The sequence below is a fragment of the Fibrobacter sp. UWB13 genome (assembly GCF_900177805.1).
GTDB lineage: Bacteria > Fibrobacterota > Fibrobacteria > Fibrobacterales > Fibrobacteraceae > Fibrobacter.
Genome location: NZ_FXAX01000002.1, coordinates 46,673 through 64,272, shown reverse-complemented (window position 1 = coordinate 64,272; position 17,600 = coordinate 46,673). Strand labels below are relative to the sequence as shown.

Genomic DNA, 17,600 nt, shown 5'->3' with positions numbered 1-17,600 from the left:
CCGTGATACGCTCAAAAAATTGGTTTAAAGAGATTTTTTCTCTGGCTGCAGTCTTTGGTACAGCTTATATGGTTGGCTGTGCTGATGATACCGCAAATGCTACAATCAATAATCCAGGTTTTCAGCCAGGGTCTCAATGTTTAACACCGGGTGCTTGCAATGATACTATCATTAAGTCCAATCCGGATGGCACTAAAGACACTCTCGTTACTCCGCTGAATCCGAGTTACGATACAATGCGAGTCGTTGTCGGGCACGATACGATTATTAAGATTGATACGGTTTACCTGCCGCAGGATACGTCTCTCATTTGGATTGGGCAGTCTGCGTTACGTATAACTGAAATTACTCCGCTTAACTTGGATTTCTTGGATGAAAACGGCGACGATCCGTCTTGGGTGGAACTTTACAACGCAAGCGACAAGGATGTGAACTTGAGCGGCTATACGCTTGTTGAAAGCCGCAAGAATCCTCGCAAGTTTGTTTTTGGTGACGATATCATCAAGCCGAAGGGCTTCAAGGTCGTCTTCTGCGACAAGAAGAATATTTCTGCTGTTGTAAGTGCAGATAACGGTGACCGCCACACGCGTCCGCATACGGACTGGAAACTCGACAAGAACGGCGGTACGCTTTACTTGATCGACAGATATAATGGAATTCGCGATTCCGTTGATTATCCGGAACTGAATGCCGGCTATAGCTGGGGCATTACGGATGGCGGCTATTGGAAGTACTTTGAAAAGCCGACCCCGGAAAAGCCGAATACTGGCGTAAAGTCTTATGACGAAACGACTCCGCCGGCAGATATGAGCGGTCTCAAGGCTGGGTTCTATAGCGATGCCATTAAGTTGAATCCGCCTGCACTCCCTGAAGGTGTCAAGCTCCGCTGTACGACCGATGGTTCTGTGCCGAACGAAAATTCTCCGGAATTCAATTCCCCGAAGTCGATTGACCATAGCGTAGCCTTCCGTTGCGCAACGTTCAAGTCTGGCGCTCTTTCGAGCAAGGTAACGACGCGTACGTTCTTCATCGATGAAGATGTAGTGAAGATGCCGATTGTTGCCATTAGCGTGGATTCTAGCTTCTTCCGTGAACATTACATCAAGACGAGTTGCGAAGCCCCGAAGAACTGCAAGGACAGTGCGGGCCTCTATGCCGATGTGGAACTCCCGATTCACGTGGAATACTTTGAAAAGGGTTCTTCTACAAAGGATGGCGCAACCTGGGAAAAGGATGCAGGTATTTCTTTGATGGGTGGCTATAGCCGCTTGAACGACAAGAAGTCTGTTTCGATTCGCCTCCGTGAAATTTACGAAGAAGGTAGCATCAATTATCCGTTGTTCGAAACTCGCAAGGGCGTGAATGACAAGTACAAGTCCTTCAACCTCCGCAATAACGGTAACCGCTACGTGAGCGACTACATTGAAGACGCTATGGGCGGTGCAATCCTTGAAGGCACGAGCGTGGACTACCAGAGAAGCCGCCAGGTAGTGGTGTTCTATAACGGCAAGTACTACGGCATCCATGACATGCGTGAACGCTTCAACAAGCATTATGTCGAAACGAACTACAAGATTGACGCCAACACGGTGAACTTCATCAAGCACTTGGGCAAGGAAGTCGAAGCTAGCAACGGAACGACGGATGCTTACATGCAGATGCTCAGCTTTGTTGCACAGAACGATTTCTCTGGCGAAAACAATGCCAATTACGCTACGGTGAAGACGATGCTCGATGTGGGCAACCTCGCCGAATACATGGCTGCTGAAATTTATATGCACAACGGTGACTGGCCGAACAACAACGTTCGCGCATGGTCTGCTCCGGGTTATCCGTGGAAGTTCATGGTCTATGACCTTGACCATGGCTTTGACTGGATGTGGGGCGTGAACAATGGTGAATTTGACCAGGGCAACAACATGTTTGCATGGATCAAGAAGGGTGGCGGAAACAAGCCGTGCAAGGACGAAGGCTGCTTTGCTAACCTTTATAACCAGCTTATCAAGAACCCGGAATTTAAGCGTATGTTCATCAACCGTTCTGCTGTGATGTTCACTAGCTACACGAACGGCAAGAATGTGGAAAAGGTTGTCGATGCCATGGTGGCAACGATTGACAACAACGAAATGACCCGCGACCTTGAAAAGTTCAAGCAGGATCAGAAGTGGTACAAGAACTCTTGCGGTGACGGATTCAGCAGAACCGGTTCTTGCCTCAAGTCTTGGGCTGCTAGCCGTGATTCCAAGGTTATCCAGGAATACGAAGAAGAATTCGGCTTGAGCGGTACGGCTTCTGTGACGATCGGTGCTACCGGTAAGGGTACGGTGCTTATGGAAGGTGCTGCTCTCCCGAACGGCGCTACGACTTACAAGGGTAAGTTCTTTGTGGGTAACCCGATCCTCTTGACGGCTACTCCGAGCGCAGGTGCTACATTCACGGGTTGGAGCGACGGTGTTGCCGAAAATCCGCGTTTGGTGGAACCGAAGGAAGGCGCAACCTTCACGGCTACGTTCAGCGATTAATTTGATGGCGTGAGTGGCGCTTTGTCGAGAAGCGCGGGCGCCTAAATGAGATTCGCGGCCTGGATGAAAGTCCAGGTCGTTTTTTATTTCTACATTTTACTATATGAAAAGTCCCGTGCGTAAGATGTTCGATGGCATAGCGAGCCGTTACGATTTTCTGAATCATTTTCTGAGCTGTTATCAGGATGTGCTGTGGCGCAGGTATTGCAGCAAGCGTTTGAAAAAGATGATGGCTGCGGGTTTGCTCGCGGAAAAGTCTATTGGCGAGACTCCGCGCGGCTCAAATAAAGTTCGCTTGCTCGATTTGTGCGGGGGTACGGGCGATTTTGCCAACACTTTCCGCAAAATTTTCGAATCTGGTTACAAGTGCGGGTGTGCGTGCAAGAGCGCTTCGCAAAACGGGGCTTCGCGCGATTTTGTCGTGGACCCCGCTGTGATTGGCGACTTTTCGTACGGGATGCTCGCCGAAGTCAAACCGAAGAAAATCGATGCGCATGCGGTACAGCTCGATGCGATGAAAATGCCTTTTGCCGAACGCCAGTTTGACGTGATTCTGAACGGTTTTGGCATGCGTAACGTGCCTGACGCCCGTGGCGCCTTGCTGGAATCGTACCGCGTGCTTGACGCGGGCGGCTACCTTTGCGTTCTGGAATTTTTCTCGCCGCGAAACTTGTTCAACAAGTTCTTCTATAAAGTGCTTGCACCGCTATTTATTCCGGTGATGGGCGCCTTCTTTAGCGGTAAGCGCGATGCTTACGAATACCTGGTAAATTCGATTATCCGCTTTTTGCCGGTCGATCAGTTCTGCAAAATGGCCGAAGAATGCGGCTTTGAAGTTAAGCAAGTCAAGATGTTCGATGGCGGGATTTCGTTTGGCGTGTTCTTGCACAAGCCGGGGAATGCATGAGCCACTTTGTGCTTGGAGTGACGGGCGCAAGCGGCAGCATTTATGCGACCCGTACGGCGATGTACTTGCAGCGTTTTCTTCATGAGGTGACGCTCATCGTGACGCACCCAGGCAAACAGGTGCTCGAGTACGAGGGCCAAAGTGCGCTTTTCGACTATTGCAAAGACGTGTGCAACGTGGATGATTCTTTTGCGGAATGCGCGAGCGGTTCTAGCGATATTGCGGGCATGGCGGTGGTGCCGTGTTCCATGGGAACGCTCGGGCGCATTGCGGCTGGGACTTCGGATAACTTACTTGTGCGTGCGGCGGATGTTTGCCTCAAGGAACGCCGCCCGCTTGTGATTGTGCCGCGCGAGATGCCGTACAACTTGATCCACATCGAGAATATGAAGCGAGTGACTTTGGCGGGCGCGGTCGTGATTTCGGCGTCGCCGCAGTTCTACAGCAAGCCGCAAAGCATCGAGGAGCTTGTGGATACCGTCGTCGCGAAAATCCTAAAGCACTTGGGCGTGAGCGCGTCGCAGGTGGCAACCGTCGCGAAAACGTGGAATGGAGATTCCCGCTCCCCGGAACAAGTCCGGGGCAAGCTCAAGCGGGAATGACAAATCCACGAAGGCGGGAACGACAACCAATGACTAATAACTAAACCATGAATAAAATCCTTGAATTTACACATCTTGTCCGTTTGAGCCATTCGCTGTTTGCGATGCCGTTTGCGATTGGTTCCATGTGGGTTGCGGCAAACGGTTTCCGCGATATGAGCGCTTTTGAAACCGCCCGCATTATCGTGCTCATTGTGCTTTGCATGGTGACCGCCCGTAACAGCGCCATGAGCTTTAATCGCATTGCAGACGCCAAGTTCGATGCGGAGAATCCGCGGACGGCAAAGCGCCATTTGCCCTCTGGGCGCCTGAGCCGCAAGTCGGTGATTGCGTTCCTTGCGTTGAACGGCGTTTTGTTCGTGGTGTTCGCGGCACTTTTGAAACCCCTCGCTGGCTTGCTTGCGTTCCCGGTGTGGTTATTGCTGCTCTCGTATTCGTACTGGAAGCGTTTTAGTTGGCTTTGCCATTGGTTCCTTGGTTTTGCGATTGGCATGAGCCCGCTTGGCGCCTGGATTGCCGTTCGCGGTGAATTTGCCGTGTTCCCGATATTCCTCCTGTTCATTCTGATGCTCTGGATGGGCGGCTTTGACATCATTTACGCCACGCAGGACATTGAAATTGACCGCAAGCAGGGCTTGCATTCTGTACCCGCTCGCTTTGGCCTAGAAAAGTCATTGCGCATTGCGCTGGCGAGCCATTTGGCGATGCTTGTGCTTTGTGTGGTGTTCGGCATTTTCTGGAACATGGGCTGGATTTGGTGGACAATTACAGGGCTCATGACTGCTGCTATAGTTTACATCCACCTGTTCCGAAAGTCGAATGACCTGGATGCCATGAACCGCGACTTTTTCCTTGCGAACGTGGCTATTAGCGCGCTCGTGATGGTGGGGCTCATTGTCTGGATTTGCATGGGAGGTGACGTCAATGCCCTTTATTAATCGCCCGAACGGAAAGTTCACGAACGAAGAAAAAGTCAAGATGTTCCATACGATGGGTGGCGTTGCCGCCGTTATGGCTCTCGTTTGCATTTTGCTGATTGAAACGGGGGCGGCGGGTGAACACCGTGATCTGGCGGACATGGGACTTACGGCGATGATTGTGATGCTCGCCGTCTCGCTTATTGGCGCGATGTATTTCAAGCGCTAGCTGGTTATTCAAAAAAACTATAGATCTGTTGTCCAAATGGACTTTGAAAATAATATTGCATTTATGGTAAATTTTTCTAAATTTTGCCCCGTATTAATTTTGTAATAACATTTTATCGTTATTAATCCATAGAAGGGACCAGGAAAATGAATAACCAAAGCATATTTGCAAAAGTACGGTCAGTGTTGATTCTGCTCGTATCGTTGCTTGCCGTTTCAACCGTATGGGCGGAAGATCCTAGCCAAGAGACGATCAAGTATATTGGTTGGAATGGAGAGGAAACGCTTACGGAGGAATTCATTGTACTTGCCGCTGCCAGTTCTAGCAGTGTCTCTAGTTCGAGCGGTGCTGCAAGTAGTTCTAGTAGCATGCCGGAATGGTATGTAGTCAAGGGTGAAGTGTTTTACGATTGTAGCGATTTTAATTTTGCAGGGCAAAGGGTTAACCTCCTTCTTATGGATGGAGCTAAGTTGACTGTTACAAATGGTGATGAAGGATGTGCTGCTGAATTTCTCAATCTTAACATTTATGCTCAAAGCTTGGGCGATGACATGGGCAGATTTGAAGTGCCTTCTTTAAAAGTCACTTATGCTATTAATGTCCTGAGTGGCGCTGTCTTAACAACGGGCAATGTTAATGCGACATCAGTTTGTGTTAATAACGGTTCTGTATCGATAGGTGGCAATGTTGAAGCAAATAGCGTTGAATTCCAAAATGGTTCAGTATCGGTTGGTGGCGGTGTTGTAGCAAAGAAGAGCGTTGAGTTCGAAAATGGTTTTGTATCGATAGGTGGCGATATTAAAGCAGGGGCCGTTGAATTCGAAAATGGTTCTGTATCGGTTGGTGGAGGTATTGAAGCTAAACATGTTCGTTTTTATAATGGAACTGTTGTTGTTACTGAAGGAGTATCTGCTGTAAGTGATGCAGATACCGTTAGTGCTTGTATTCAGTTTGCTAGCGCAACGGTCAGGGCGAATTCGTATTCTGTTTCGAACCTATGTGAAGCGAAGGTTGGGAATAATCTTCTTTATGGGGATGAACAAGGTAATGCGTATAGCGGTACTCTTAGTGCTGAACAGCTTGCATTAATGGCGGGCAAAACGGTTGCCCCTGCGAAATGGCTCACGTTTGTTGATGGCAGCTCTGTGAGTACAAAGGCGTGGATTCCTGGTGTAATTCCTAGCGAACCCACTCGCATTTGGAAGAAGTTCCTCGGGTGGTATGCTGATAAGTCGTATAAGACTCTGTTTGACTTTACGAATTTTGAGAGTGGAGATTTTGCTTATGCCAAGTGGGAGAATTTGGTTAATGTTACTTACATCGATGGAAATGGTCAGGAGCAGACGCTTACGGAAGACTACACTGTACTTGTAGCCGCTAGTTCTAGCAGTGTTGCCAGTTCAAGCGGTGCTGCAAGCAGTTCTAGTAGAATTTCTAGTTCAAGTGGTGTTGCTCCTAGTTCTAGTAGCATTTCTAGTTCAGGTAGCGTTTCTAGTTCTAGCAACACGACGGAATGGTATGTAGTCAGTGGCGAAGTGTCTTATGATTGTAGCGATTTCGATTTTACAGGGAAAGATGTCAATCTCATTCTTATGGATGGAGCGAAGCTGACTGTTACAAATAGCAATAATGAAAAATGCGCTGAATTTGAGAGTTTGTTCATTTATGCTCAAAGTTTGGGCAAAGACATGGGCAAATTTGAAGTGTCTTCTTTAAATGCTGGTTATTTGATCGTTGATGGAGGATCAATCTCAATAAAAGGCTCTCTTGAAGCGGATTATGTTACATTTGAGAAAGGTTCTGTAGTTGTTGATGGTGGAATTATTTTAAATGAGGGTGAATTAACCAGTGTCAATTTTTCTGGCGCAACTGTCAAGGCTAGTTTTTATACAATTCCAGAATATTCATTATGGATTTCGACTGATCTTGTTTATGGTGATGAACAAGGTAATGCGTACCGCAGCTATCTTAGTACAGACCAAATTGCATCAATGGCAGGCAAAATGGTTGCCCCTGCGAAGATGGTCAAGTTTGTTGATGGCAGCTCTGTGAGTGAAAAGGCGTGGATCCCTGGTGTAATTCCTAGCAACCCTACTCACATTTGGAAAAAGTTTCTCGGGTGGTATACCGGCAAGTCTAGTGACGATCCTCTGTTTGACTTTACGAATTTCCAGGATGGAGACTATGCTTATGCCAGGTGGGAAAATTTGGTTGAAGTTACTTACATCGATGAGTACGGCGTAACGCAGACGCTTGAGGATAACTACACTGTACTTGTAGCCTCTAGTCCTAGCTCCAGTTCGAGCGGTGCTGCAAGCAGTTCTAGCATCGTTTCTAGTTCCAGTAGTGTTGCCTCTAGTTCTAGCAACACGACGGGATGGTATGTGGTCAGTGGCGAAGTGCTTTACGATTGTGAAGATTTCAAGTTTAGTGGGGCAGAAGTCAATCTCATTCTTATGGATGGAGCGAAGCTGACTGTTGATTGCAACAGTAATGAAGGCAGTGCTGAATTTGGCGATCTTAACATTTATGCCCAAAGTCTGGGCAAAAATATGGGCGAATTTGAAGTGTCTTCTTTGAAAACAGATGCATTGTCTGTTTGTGGAGGCTCAATTTTGATAGGTAGCTCTATTGAAGCTGATATGTTTGAATTTATTAATGGCTCTGTTATTGTTGATGGAGATGTTGTTGTAAAAGAGAGTGATAAGGATTTTGCTGCTATTTTATTTGCTGGTGCGACGGTCTGGGCTAATTCGTATTCTATTCCAGAAGGGTCCCAGTATGTAGTAATGGTTTACCCCGGTCTTGTTTATGTGGATGAAAAAGGTAATGAGTACCGCAATACTCTTGATGCTGACCAGATTGCATTGATGGCTGGCAAAACGCTTTCTCTTGCCAAAACGATCACGTTTGTTGATGGCAGCTCTGTTAGCGAAAAGGTGTGGGTTCCTGGCGTAGATCCTGGCGCTTCCACTCGTTATTTGGGAACTTTCGTCGGGTGGTATGCCGATAAGTCTTATCAAACCCCGTTTGACTTTACGAATTTCGAAAGTGGTGCTACGGCTTATGCCAAGTGGGAGGATTTGGTTGAAATCACTTACATCGATGAGAACGGCGTAACGCAGACGCTTACAGAAGACTATACTGCACTTGTCCCCACCAGTTCTAGCTCTACTCCAGGCGCCGCTAATTCTGGTAGCTCGATGGGAGTCTCGTTCACGCCATCGGATGGATGGTACGTGGTCAGTGGCAAGATGTATTACAATTGCAGCGATTTCAATTTTGCAGGGAAAAATGTCAATCTCATTCTTATGGATGACGCTTGGCTGACTTTTGAATGCAATAATAGTGAAGGCAGTGCTGAATTTGGCAATCTGACCATTTATGCTCAAAGCCTAGGCAAAAAAATGGGCGGATTGAGTCTTGCTTTAAATGATGCGAATAAGAAACTTTCTTTAAATGTCGCGGATAAGTTTGTTGTAAATGGTGGTAGAATCTGGGCTGACGCTATTGAAACAAGTAATGCTGAATTTAATAAAGGCTCTGTTGCTGCTTCTGGAGAAATTGTTATAAAAGAGACTGATGAGGATTTTGCTGGTATTAAGCTTGCAGGCGCGACGGTCCAGGCTAGTATGTATATTATTCCAGGAGGGGATAAATATTCAATAGCGGTTGCTCCTGATCTTGTTTATGTGGATGAACCAGGTAATGCGTATAGTGAAACTCTTAATGCTGAACAGATTGCATTAATTGCTCACAAAAATCTGTATCCGGCGAAAATGGTCAAGTTTGTTGTTGACGACGCTGATGAGGATAAGCCTGTGATTCTTGGCAAAATTCCTTGCACTCCTGTTGCTAAAGGGAAAAAGTTCAGGTGGTATGCCGACAAGTCTTATCAGGAACTGTTTGACTTTACGAATTTCAATAGTCCTATTGCCTATGGCTTGTGGGAAGATTTGACGGAAGTTACTTACCTTGATGAAAATGGTGAGGAACAGAGCGTCACTCCGGATTACGAGCTTGTCGGTACCGAATGCGCTGATAGTGAATTGTTTACAAACGGTGGTTGGGTCTTGGTCAATAGCGAAGTGTCTTATAAAAACAACTTTGCGTTTGCGGCTCCGACTCTTCACTTGATTCTTGCGGATGACGCCAAGTTGACTGTTGAAAATAATACTTTGTTTGAAAACCTCACCATCTATGCTCAGAGCACGGGCGTAAATCAGGGCGTTTTTGAAGTAAATGCGGATTCTTATTCTGCTATAGATGTTGATGATGCATTGACAATCAATGGCGGCGTTGTTAAGGCTACAGGCGAGATAACCGGTATTGGAGGTAGCTCTGTTAAGATTAATGATGGCGTTGTAAAAGCCTTTGGAAGAAAACAAGCTATTTATGCTCATGGAAATTCTCTGGTGGTCAATGGCGGTACGGTTGAAGCCCATGCTACAGGTGAAAGACCTGAATCTGGATCAGGTCTTTCTTCTCTCGGAAATGTTGACATCAACGGAGGAACCGTTACCGCTACGGGTGGTTACGCTATTAATGCGAACGGGAATGTTACAATTGCCGGCGGTAAAGTCAATGCTACATCTTCAATCTATTATAGCGAAGAAAATTGTGCATGCTTTGGCATCGGCTCCTATGGGAGTGATGTGTATTTGAAGGGCGGTACGGTGACGGCGTTGGCAGAAGATGGTTGCAGGGGTATTTATGCTGACAACTCTAAGCAAATGACAATCTATCTCTCCGGTGCTACGGTCAAGGCCAGTAGCTATAATGACTCCATTTTGGTTGCTAATGACATGAGTTACTACGATGACCTGGGCAACTCTTATACGGGAATCATCCATGAAGAAGGGCTGCTTGAACTTGCTGACAAGTATGTGTATCCCCCTGCCCTTGTGATTACGAAGAATGCAGAAGATAAGATGGTTGCTACGCTTGACGGTAATTTCGACAAGGATATGCCTGTTGTCATTACTCAGGAAACTACGGTGGATGAAGTCAAATTCAATAGAGGCTTTACCGCTGGCAGATATGCAACGGTCATGTTCCCGTTCGAGGTCTATGCGGATAACTTGATTGGCGCTGAGCATATTGATTCATTCTCGAGAATGGACACTGTTAAGAATGATAAGGGCGTGATTATAAGGCTCGATGCTAAAACGCTCGGTGTTTGGGATAAGCCTGCTGAAGCTCCGGCTAAGGTTTGTGACAATCTTGTCGGAGAATGCGATTACAGTACGCTTCTCAAGGCAAATACGCCTTATATTGTGCAACTGGAGAAGGGTCACACGTCTCTTGAAATTCGTGGTCCTGTGAAACTTGTAACAAATGAGCCTGAATTTGCGGTCAGAAGAGGCGACTGGGAATTTGTCGGTGTGTACCAGTACAAGAAATGGGCTGAAGGCGATGCTGAGCTGATTGATGGTCGTGCCATTTATGGGTTTGTCGGTGTCGCTGGTGATGGCTTTGTTATTGGTGATTTTGTCAGAGGGAAGGCTGGTGCTTATATCAGTCCCTTGCGCGCTTACTTGAGATACAATCCGCTGCCGAATGTGCAAAATGTGCTGGCAGTCAAGAAGGTTGCCCGTTACAATGTTGCCGATTGGAAGAGTGCTTCTATTACAAGCGAATTGCCTGAAACGATTACCGTGGTCCGTGAAGGCGAAGATGAAAACGGTGGCGAACATACAACGGTCATCGGACAGATCAATACCCGCTCGGGCAAGTTTGCATTGCCGCGCTCCGCTAACCGTGAGTTCGACTTGAAGGGACGTGCTTACGGCAAGGATGCTCGCAAGGCTCGTGGCGCCTACTATGGCAAGAAGGTTTTAAAGAAATAAATACAGGAATGAAGACTATGAAAGACGAAATGAAAAAAAACTATATCGCACCCGAAATGACCGTGGTTCAGTTTGAACACGAAGGTTGCTTGCTTGGATGCAGTACTAACAATCAAGAAGAAGGCTGCGGTTACGGTAATGGCTTCGGGTATAACGATGGAGTTTCAGATGTCGAACACGTCTAAGAAGGAATATGTGACTCCAGAAATCAAGGTGATTGTGATTGAAGCGCAAGTACCGCTTTTGGAGTCAAGTCCTTATCTCCCCGATCATATTTCGGTAGGTCGAGAAGAATAAAGGAGATGCCTGCCTCCGAGCAGGCAGAATGAAAAATGCCGTCCAGCTCTTGAAACTGGACGGCATTCTTGTATAGAGAAGTATCGGTTATTTCTTGATGCAACGGACGGGGTAGCCGTAGACCTTCTTTCTAGTGGTGGCAGAAATTGTGTTAGATTTGCTGGGGATCACCACTGATGTTGCCGTTGTGTCGGTCACTTGTTCAGAACTCCAGTAGGCGGGAAGGGTTGAGCTTGTCACAAGTTCCTCTGTGTAGTCGATTCCGTTCCGGAAGAAGACGTTTTCGTAGCCTGTCGGGAACGCCGAGAATCCGCAGAGGTCCGTGTGCAATGAATCGTAACCCGTCAGTGTTTTGCTGATGTCTGCGCTGTTGCATTCCTTGAGGAGGATGCTCCAGTCTAGCGTCGAGGGGACTCTCCAGCCTTTCGGACAAACGCCTTGTAAATCTTCCGGGTCTTCGATGTCTGCCAATGTCGGGTGTGCGTCTTTCGGTTGCCCGATGGTCATGTCCCAACTGTACAGGCGACCGTACGTATTGCAACCGTTGATGTTGCCACCGCACCAGCTGCCTTCGATTTCGTATTTCAAGTTTTCGGCAAACCATTCCTGCTTGCCAATCTTGATGGTCTTGTACCTGTTGCCGTCTCTGGAGTCGGTGATGCTCCTGTAATCGCCCGGGTCTCTGCGCCAATTGTTCTCGTAGCATTGCAGGTTCATTCCGTTGAACTCGGCGACTTTGCCTTCGTTTGCCATTCCGCATTTGCCGTAGTACTGGAAAAACGTTGTGGCGGGGAGCCATCTGTAATACCCGTTGATATTTTTGCCGCAATAATAGTGGGCGCCTTCGAACGTCAGCGTGTCGCCAAGCTTGTCGTAATAGCAAGGTCCTTTGATGCTGTCGATGGGCTGTAAGGCGTACCAACCGGTCAAATCATTCGATGTTGAGTTCATGTTGGTGTTGCAATAGTAGTGCTGTCCGTTTAAACCTACCGTAACACCTAGTTTCTCTGTTTGGCTAGAGGTGCATGAGCCGTACATGGGGAACATTGAGCCGGAGCTTGTCCATTTGCCTTCATCGTCATCGCAAACGTAATCTTTACCGTTGTATTCTTTCCAGATTATTTTTTTTACCAACCCATGGCAGAATCCTAAAAGTCTGTCTGCTTCTTCTTCTTCTCGCCAAAAATATTTTCTTTGTCCATTGCCATTTATGAACGCACAACCGTAATTTTTACCGTTATATTCAACGACTTTGTCTATGATTCCGCTATGGCATACGCCAAGTTCCTTATCCAAGGTTGTGTACTCATACCATATATCGCCATCGGAACAGTAGTACTCTACCCCGCGGTACATAGCCGTTTTGCCGAGTTTTTCTGATGTGCATTTATCTAGAGCCTGTAGGGCGTATCTGGCTGGGGCAATTTCCCATTCCTCATCGTCGCTGCAATAGTAGTAATCGCCCTTGTATTCATATACTTTGTAGTAACTTGTTTCTTTGCAGAATCCCAAGGCGTATTCGATGGAGTCTATTAAGGTCCATTTGTTGTGCTTACAAACGTATTCGTAGCCGCCAAATTCGGCAGTCTTGTATTCGTTTTTATAAAAGCATTCCCCGAATACTTGCTCGACGGTGTATTTTGCCCAGCCGGTATCGTTGCAAATGTAGCTTACGTTATCCTTTGACTTTATGATGTTTAGATTTTCCTTTGTGCATAGTCCCAAGGCGGTTTCCAATGAGGTGAGCGTTCGCCATTCGTTGTTCACGCAAGCGTACGTGACGGAGTTGTACGATTTTTGGAGCGTTTGCTTGCTCGAATCGCATGTGCCGAGAACTTCGGCTTTGGTCGCGTTTCTCCAGATGCTATCGCAGATAAAGTCCTTGCCGGATTTGTCTGTTTTTATGGTGCCTTTGAGCTTTGGCATGCAGAATCCGAATTCAGATGTGGGGTGCGTGAGTTTTTCCCATTTTGTGGGGTTCGTGCAGCCGTAAGTCTCGTCGTTGAACGTTTTTGTTGTGTAGAGCTTGGTGGAATCGCAATCGCCGTAATAGTCGTAAATGTTAGTGGTGCGCCAGCTTGTGGAATCGCAGATGTAGCTTGTGCCGCTAGATTTTAAGGTGTCGATTTTTCCGTTGATCTTGGGCGAGCAAATGCCGATGCTCTTTTCGGTCGAGCTCAATATGTCCCATTTCTTGGTGGGGCGGCAAACGTATGTTGTGCTCCTGTATTCGACGGTCGTGTAGAACTTTGAAGATTCGCATTTGCCGACAAAGTCTACCATGACGGTGCTGCGCCAGCCTGTGGAATCGCAGTAGTAAGAGCTGTAGCTGTTGCCGCTCTTGAGGGAGTCGATTTTGCCAATTCGCTTTGGCGTGCAGAATCCGATGGAATCTTCGCGCGTGGTGGCTCGTTTCCAGACGGAATCCCTACAGATGTAGTTCTTGCCGTAATTCTTTTTCTCTTCCCAATCCCTGCTGAGTGTGCATTTACCGATGGAGTCTGTGAGGACTGCCCTGCGCCAGCCTGTAGAATCGCAGAAGTATTCCGTGGTGTCGCTCTTGGTTTTGACAGCGCCCATTTTTTTGATGCTGTCGGGTGTGCAGAGCCCGATGGCGGCTTCGATGGTGGTCGGCTTACGCCATGTGGAGTCTTTGCAGATGTAGTCCTGTTCGTAATTTTTCTTTTGTTCCCATTGGTTTTTCTTGGTGCAGAACCCGATGGAGTCTGTGAGGACTGCCCTGCGCCAGCCTGTGGAATCGCAGATGTAATCCGTGGTGTCTTCGTTGTCCTTGTCGATGGCGGCACTCATCTTCTTTAAGCTGTCGAGCGTGCAAAGTCCGATTGCCGTTTCGACGGTGGAGGGCTTGCGCCATGTGGAATCGTCGCAGATGTAGCTTTGACCGTTGAGCTTGAGGATTTCCCACTGGTTTTTCTTGGTGCAGCTCACGTCTACGTCGCTCATGGTTGCGTATTGCCAGGAACCGCGGCATACGAACAAGGTGTCTTTGTAGTAATGCTTTTCGCCACGTTCTGCGGATGGGCAGGAGTTGTCTTCGGCTTCGACCCATTTTTTGCGGTTGCAGCGGTAGTTGTATCCTTTGCTTGCGACATAGAAGTTGCTGAGGCTATTGTAAGTGGTAGAATCGCAAATCGGGAGCTGTTTGTCGTTTTCGACAAAGTGCGAAGTTTTCATGCAACGGAGTGCGTAATATGCACTATAGTTTGCTTCGGGAAAGTCGAATTTGCTTTTGTTGTTGACTCTAAATACGTTGAAATCGGTGGTGAGGTAGTATGCCTCTTTGCCGAGGCGGGAACATTGCAGTTCGCCATTGACCGTTTCACAGAAGCCGGACATTTGCGGGTTGAAGCCAAATGCGGGGTCGGTAATGGAATTTGTGAAGCGCGTGATGTATTTGAAGTCCGCTTCGGACGGAATTTTGAACCCGCTGGGGCAAGCCTGGTCGGCGTTCATGCTCTGGTATAAGCGTCCGTACGTTTTGCAGTAGTCGGTATCCCCGTCGTAGCATGCACTGCGTGAAATCTTGTAGTTTGCGTTCTCTGCCATCCACGTGTACGGACCGAATTGGATGGTTTTGTAGGAGTTGCCGCTTTTGACATCCAGAATTTCGCTCTTGATGATGTTGACAACGCCCGCGTTGGAATTGAACTGGTTGCTCGTGATGGTGGTGTCCTTGAAGGTTTCGCCACCGAGGTTGTCTTCTTCGTCGTCTTCGATAATTGCGGTTGAATTGTTGTCGCTATCGTCACCGCAAGCGGCTATGTAAAACGGAAGTGTCAGGCATAAAGAAAAGAATGCCTTTTTGAATGCGTTGTACGCAATGTGCATATTGCCTCCTTAATTTGAACGCAATATACAAATATTTTAATTGTAAGACTATGGTTACAATTTTCAGAGTAAAAGAAGTGTTGAGGATGTTGAGGGGGAATATGGTTTGAAAATCATATTGCATGCGAAATGGTTGAGAAAATTATGCAAAAAGAAGATGGATGGGGATATTTTATTTATTTTATGAATGAGTTTTTTCAACAAGGAGAAATTTTGCGCTTGCTGCACTTCCTATACTTTTGTTGAGGTAAAACATGAAAAAAAATTGGATACTATTGTCGATTCCTTTTCTGTTTAACTTGCTCTCTTGTGAAGGATTTTCTACGGGAGGGAACGGTGAGGATGTGAAAGATTGTACTTATGTGTTAAAGGAGCACGCTACAACAATGTATAACAACTTAGAAATAAGGTGTTTATACAATTCAAATTGTAGTATTATATTTCATTTTGGGCCTGCTGGATCATCTAAAGATATTAATGCTTGTGGTAATTATGAATACAAATTCATTAATAACGAGAAAACTATTATTGTTCAGAAAGGTCGTGATTTTAACAAGCCTAGCGTAAATGCAGATATCAACTTAATCCCAGATTCTGACGAACATGTTCGTTTTTCTCTTTTCGATATTAAGAATGTCGAAAAGAAATATGACATTGACCTATCTGGGATAATCCATTCATTTACTGTACGGGGCGATTCCGTCGATGTAAACGTAATGAAGGATTGTCGCATGGATTTATATTCCTGCCAAAGAGAAACTGTATATGGAAATGAATTGCAAGATGATAAATACACATTTTCGGTAAATGAAGGATGTAATGACTATTACCGTTATAGATGTTCTTGGCATAATCAAAGTTCATTAGAAACAGACGATTTGGACATTTCTGCTGCTATATATTGGAAATAATTTATTTTAAATTTCCAGATCAGCGGAGATGACGGTTTCTACAGTGCCGTCATCGCATTCGAAGAGCAGGCTGCCGTCATCGTTCATGTTGATGATGCGACCTGTTTTTTTGACGGAGCCTTCGCCGGTATCGCGGTTTTGATCGGTGCAGTTGTTGTTCACGATGATGGTGCCACGGGCGCCGATGAACTGGTCCATGCGTTTCCAGGCTTCGACCCACGGGCGAATACCGAAGGCTTTGAACTGCCCGATGGCGCGTTCGAGATTCCCGATAAGTGCTTGCAAAAGCTTTTCGCGGTTGATGGCATGCCCGAAGATGGTTTTAAGCGTGGTTACAGCGCGGTTCAGGTGGGCGTAATCGGCGGGGGCGCTGTTGACGTTGATGCCGACTCCCATCGAGAGGGCGGGGCGCGGCGCATTCTCACTTGTCATCCCCGACTTGTTCGGGGATCGCCATCTTGTATAAACAACCTCCGCGAGAATCCCGCAGAACTTGCTTTTGCCGTAGAGAATGTCGTTGGGCCACTTGACCGTGATTTTTGGTGCGCCCGCGCAATCCCGGCTTGCAATTGCATCGCCTTCTTGAATATTGTTGAATGTCTCTGCAAATGTGAGGGCTGCAACTTGCGTGATTTGTGCAAAGTTGCTGGCGGGGATGTTGTCGAGCGGGATTAAAATGTTAAAGTAAAGGTTTTTGCCGGCGGGGGAGTCCCAAGTGCGTTCGTGGCGACCATGCCCATCGCTCTGCGAGTCTGCCACAAAAAGCGTGCCGGGGGCAATTTCACCGGAGGCTGCCATGGATTTCATGAGCTTGTGGGTGCTGCCTATCGTCTCGAAAAGGAAGGCGGGGGCATCGCCAAAGCCTGTGAGCTGCCAGTCTGTAAAATTGCGTTCCTGTGAAAACATTTGCTAGCCGTTAGTCAATAGTCATTAGTTGTTCGAAAATCTAGTAAAAGGAGATGCCCTCCCCATACGCGGATCATGCTCACGTAAGTGCTAAAGCACTAAGTGATCAAAGAGCTCGGAGGCGGGCATGACATGGGCGGCGATTCTCGTCTTTCGCGAAACTTACTCGTCGGCTTTACGTTCCTGGAGTTCCTTGAGGGCTTCGTCGGGGAATATCTTGAAGAATTCCTGCTTGCGGTCTTCAAAGAGCTGCAACATGCGTTCCTGTTCGAACTGTTCGCGGTCGATGTTCTGCATAAAGAATTCATCGCGCGCAAAGTCGCGGGTCGTCATGAGCTTCTTGATATCTTCGGAGAGGTCTACGTTGTCCCAAAGGATGTAGTACGATCCGACAAATCCGTCCGCAAAAATGTCAACGTTCAACTTTATGGAATTGCTTTGTGACGAGTCCACCATCTGGACTGTAGTTTCGCGCTTTTCGGGGCGGAACACATCAACGTCATTTACAGGTTTGTTCAAATCCTGTGCCCAGCAGAACGCTGTTGCACAAAAGAATAACATTACCTTATGCTTGAACGACAAAGTCATATTTACAATATACAATGAAAAAT

General features: G+C 47.0%; 12 protein-coding genes. 9 read left to right on the top strand and 3 right to left on the bottom strand.

From position 1 onward, the window contains the following. The first annotated feature begins 68 nt into the window (after positions 1-68). The 8 genes from B9Y77_RS10055 (at position 69) to B9Y77_RS16230 (ending at position 11,323) form a co-directional block, all read left to right on the top strand. The gene (locus B9Y77_RS10055; protein ID WP_254899998.1) at positions 69-2,522 is read left to right on the top strand and encodes a CotH kinase family protein; all 2,454 of its coding nucleotides are present in this window, start codon (positions 69-71) and stop codon (positions 2,520-2,522) included. A gap of 103 nt (positions 2,523-2,625) precedes the next feature. Further along, positions 2,626-3,429, top strand: a complete 804-nt coding sequence (locus B9Y77_RS10050; RefSeq protein WP_085491528.1) for a class I SAM-dependent methyltransferase — start codon at positions 2,626-2,628, stop codon at positions 3,427-3,429. Continuing rightward, positions 3,426-4,031, top strand: a complete 606-nt coding sequence (locus B9Y77_RS10045; RefSeq protein WP_085491527.1) for a UbiX family flavin prenyltransferase — start codon at positions 3,426-3,428, stop codon at positions 4,029-4,031. Before B9Y77_RS10050 ends, B9Y77_RS10045 begins: the two co-directional genes overlap by 4 nt. Before the next feature lie 47 nt (positions 4,032-4,078). Continuing rightward, entirely contained in the window at positions 4,079-4,969 is an 891-nt protein-coding gene (locus B9Y77_RS10040; protein ID WP_073424973.1) for a 4-hydroxybenzoate octaprenyltransferase, read from the top strand. Beyond that, positions 4,956-5,177, top strand: coding sequence for a hypothetical protein (locus B9Y77_RS10035; RefSeq protein WP_073424974.1), 222 nt, complete (start codon positions 4,956-4,958; stop codon positions 5,175-5,177). The genes B9Y77_RS10040 and B9Y77_RS10035 overlap by 14 nt, the downstream gene beginning before the upstream one ends. 182 nt (positions 5,178-5,359) lie before the next feature. Next, on the top strand, positions 5,360-11,026 hold the full coding sequence (locus B9Y77_RS10030) for an InlB B-repeat-containing protein (RefSeq protein ID WP_085491526.1): 5,667 nt from the start codon (positions 5,360-5,362) through the stop codon (positions 11,024-11,026). A gap of 17 nt (positions 11,027-11,043) precedes the next feature. Continuing rightward, complete coding sequence (locus tag B9Y77_RS15965; RefSeq protein WP_217807241.1) at positions 11,044-11,211, top strand: hypothetical protein; 168 nt, start codon at positions 11,044-11,046, stop codon at positions 11,209-11,211. After that, positions 11,195-11,323: a hypothetical protein gene (locus B9Y77_RS16230; RefSeq protein ID WP_254899997.1), complete on the top strand. Its 129-nt coding sequence runs from the start codon at positions 11,195-11,197 to the stop codon at positions 11,321-11,323. Before B9Y77_RS15965 ends, B9Y77_RS16230 begins: the two co-directional genes overlap by 17 nt. Before the next feature lie 87 nt (positions 11,324-11,410). Here the strand turns inward: B9Y77_RS16230 and B9Y77_RS10025 are convergent, their stop codons facing one another. Continuing rightward, positions 11,411-15,172 (bottom strand): FISUMP domain-containing protein, encoded by a 3,762-nt coding sequence (locus B9Y77_RS10025; protein WP_085491525.1) that lies wholly within the window; start codon positions 15,170-15,172, stop codon positions 11,411-11,413. A gap of 254 nt (positions 15,173-15,426) precedes the next feature. Here B9Y77_RS10025 and B9Y77_RS10020 point away from each other — a divergent pair, with 254 nt between their 5' ends. Continuing rightward, positions 15,427-16,083: a hypothetical protein gene (locus tag B9Y77_RS10020; RefSeq protein ID WP_085491524.1), complete on the top strand. Its 657-nt coding sequence runs from the start codon at positions 15,427-15,429 to the stop codon at positions 16,081-16,083. A 6-nt stretch (positions 16,084-16,089) separates the two neighbouring features. On the opposite strand, the gene B9Y77_RS10015 is transcribed toward B9Y77_RS10020, so the two are convergent. Then, on the bottom strand, positions 16,090-16,989 hold the full coding sequence (locus B9Y77_RS10015; RefSeq protein WP_085491523.1) for a biotin--[acetyl-CoA-carboxylase] ligase: 900 nt from the start codon (positions 16,987-16,989) through the stop codon (positions 16,090-16,092). Between the two features lie 162 nt (positions 16,990-17,151). Further along, positions 17,152-17,577: a hypothetical protein gene (locus tag B9Y77_RS10010; protein WP_085491522.1), complete on the bottom strand. Its 426-nt coding sequence runs from the start codon at positions 17,575-17,577 to the stop codon at positions 17,152-17,154. Positions 17,578-17,600: the final 23 nt, after the last annotated feature.

Coding starts and splice junctions, on each gene's coding strand:
- B9Y77_RS10025 (WP_085491525.1), bottom strand. CDS start 15,172: ATGCACATTGCGTACAACGCATTCAAAAAGGCATTCTTTTCTTTATGC.
- B9Y77_RS10040 (WP_073424973.1), top strand. CDS start 4,079: ATGAATAAAATCCTTGAATTTACACATCTTGTCCGTTTGAGCCATTCG.
- B9Y77_RS10035 (WP_073424974.1), top strand. CDS start 4,956: ATGCCCTTTATTAATCGCCCGAACGGAAAGTTCACGAACGAAGAAAAA.
- B9Y77_RS10045 (WP_085491527.1), top strand. CDS start 3,426: ATGAGCCACTTTGTGCTTGGAGTGACGGGCGCAAGCGGCAGCATTTAT.
- B9Y77_RS15965 (WP_217807241.1), top strand. CDS start 11,044: ATGAAAGACGAAATGAAAAAAAACTATATCGCACCCGAAATGACCGTG.
- B9Y77_RS10010 (WP_085491522.1), bottom strand. CDS start 17,577: ATGACTTTGTCGTTCAAGCATAAGGTAATGTTATTCTTTTGTGCAACA.
- B9Y77_RS10055 (WP_254899998.1), top strand. CDS start 69: ATGGTTGGCTGTGCTGATGATACCGCAAATGCTACAATCAATAATCCA.
- B9Y77_RS10015 (WP_085491523.1), bottom strand. CDS start 16,989: ATGTTTTCACAGGAACGCAATTTTACAGACTGGCAGCTCACAGGCTTT.
- B9Y77_RS10020 (WP_085491524.1), top strand. CDS start 15,427: ATGAAAAAAAATTGGATACTATTGTCGATTCCTTTTCTGTTTAACTTG.
- B9Y77_RS16230 (WP_254899997.1), top strand. CDS start 11,195: ATGTCGAACACGTCTAAGAAGGAATATGTGACTCCAGAAATCAAGGTG.
- B9Y77_RS10050 (WP_085491528.1), top strand. CDS start 2,626: ATGAAAAGTCCCGTGCGTAAGATGTTCGATGGCATAGCGAGCCGTTAC.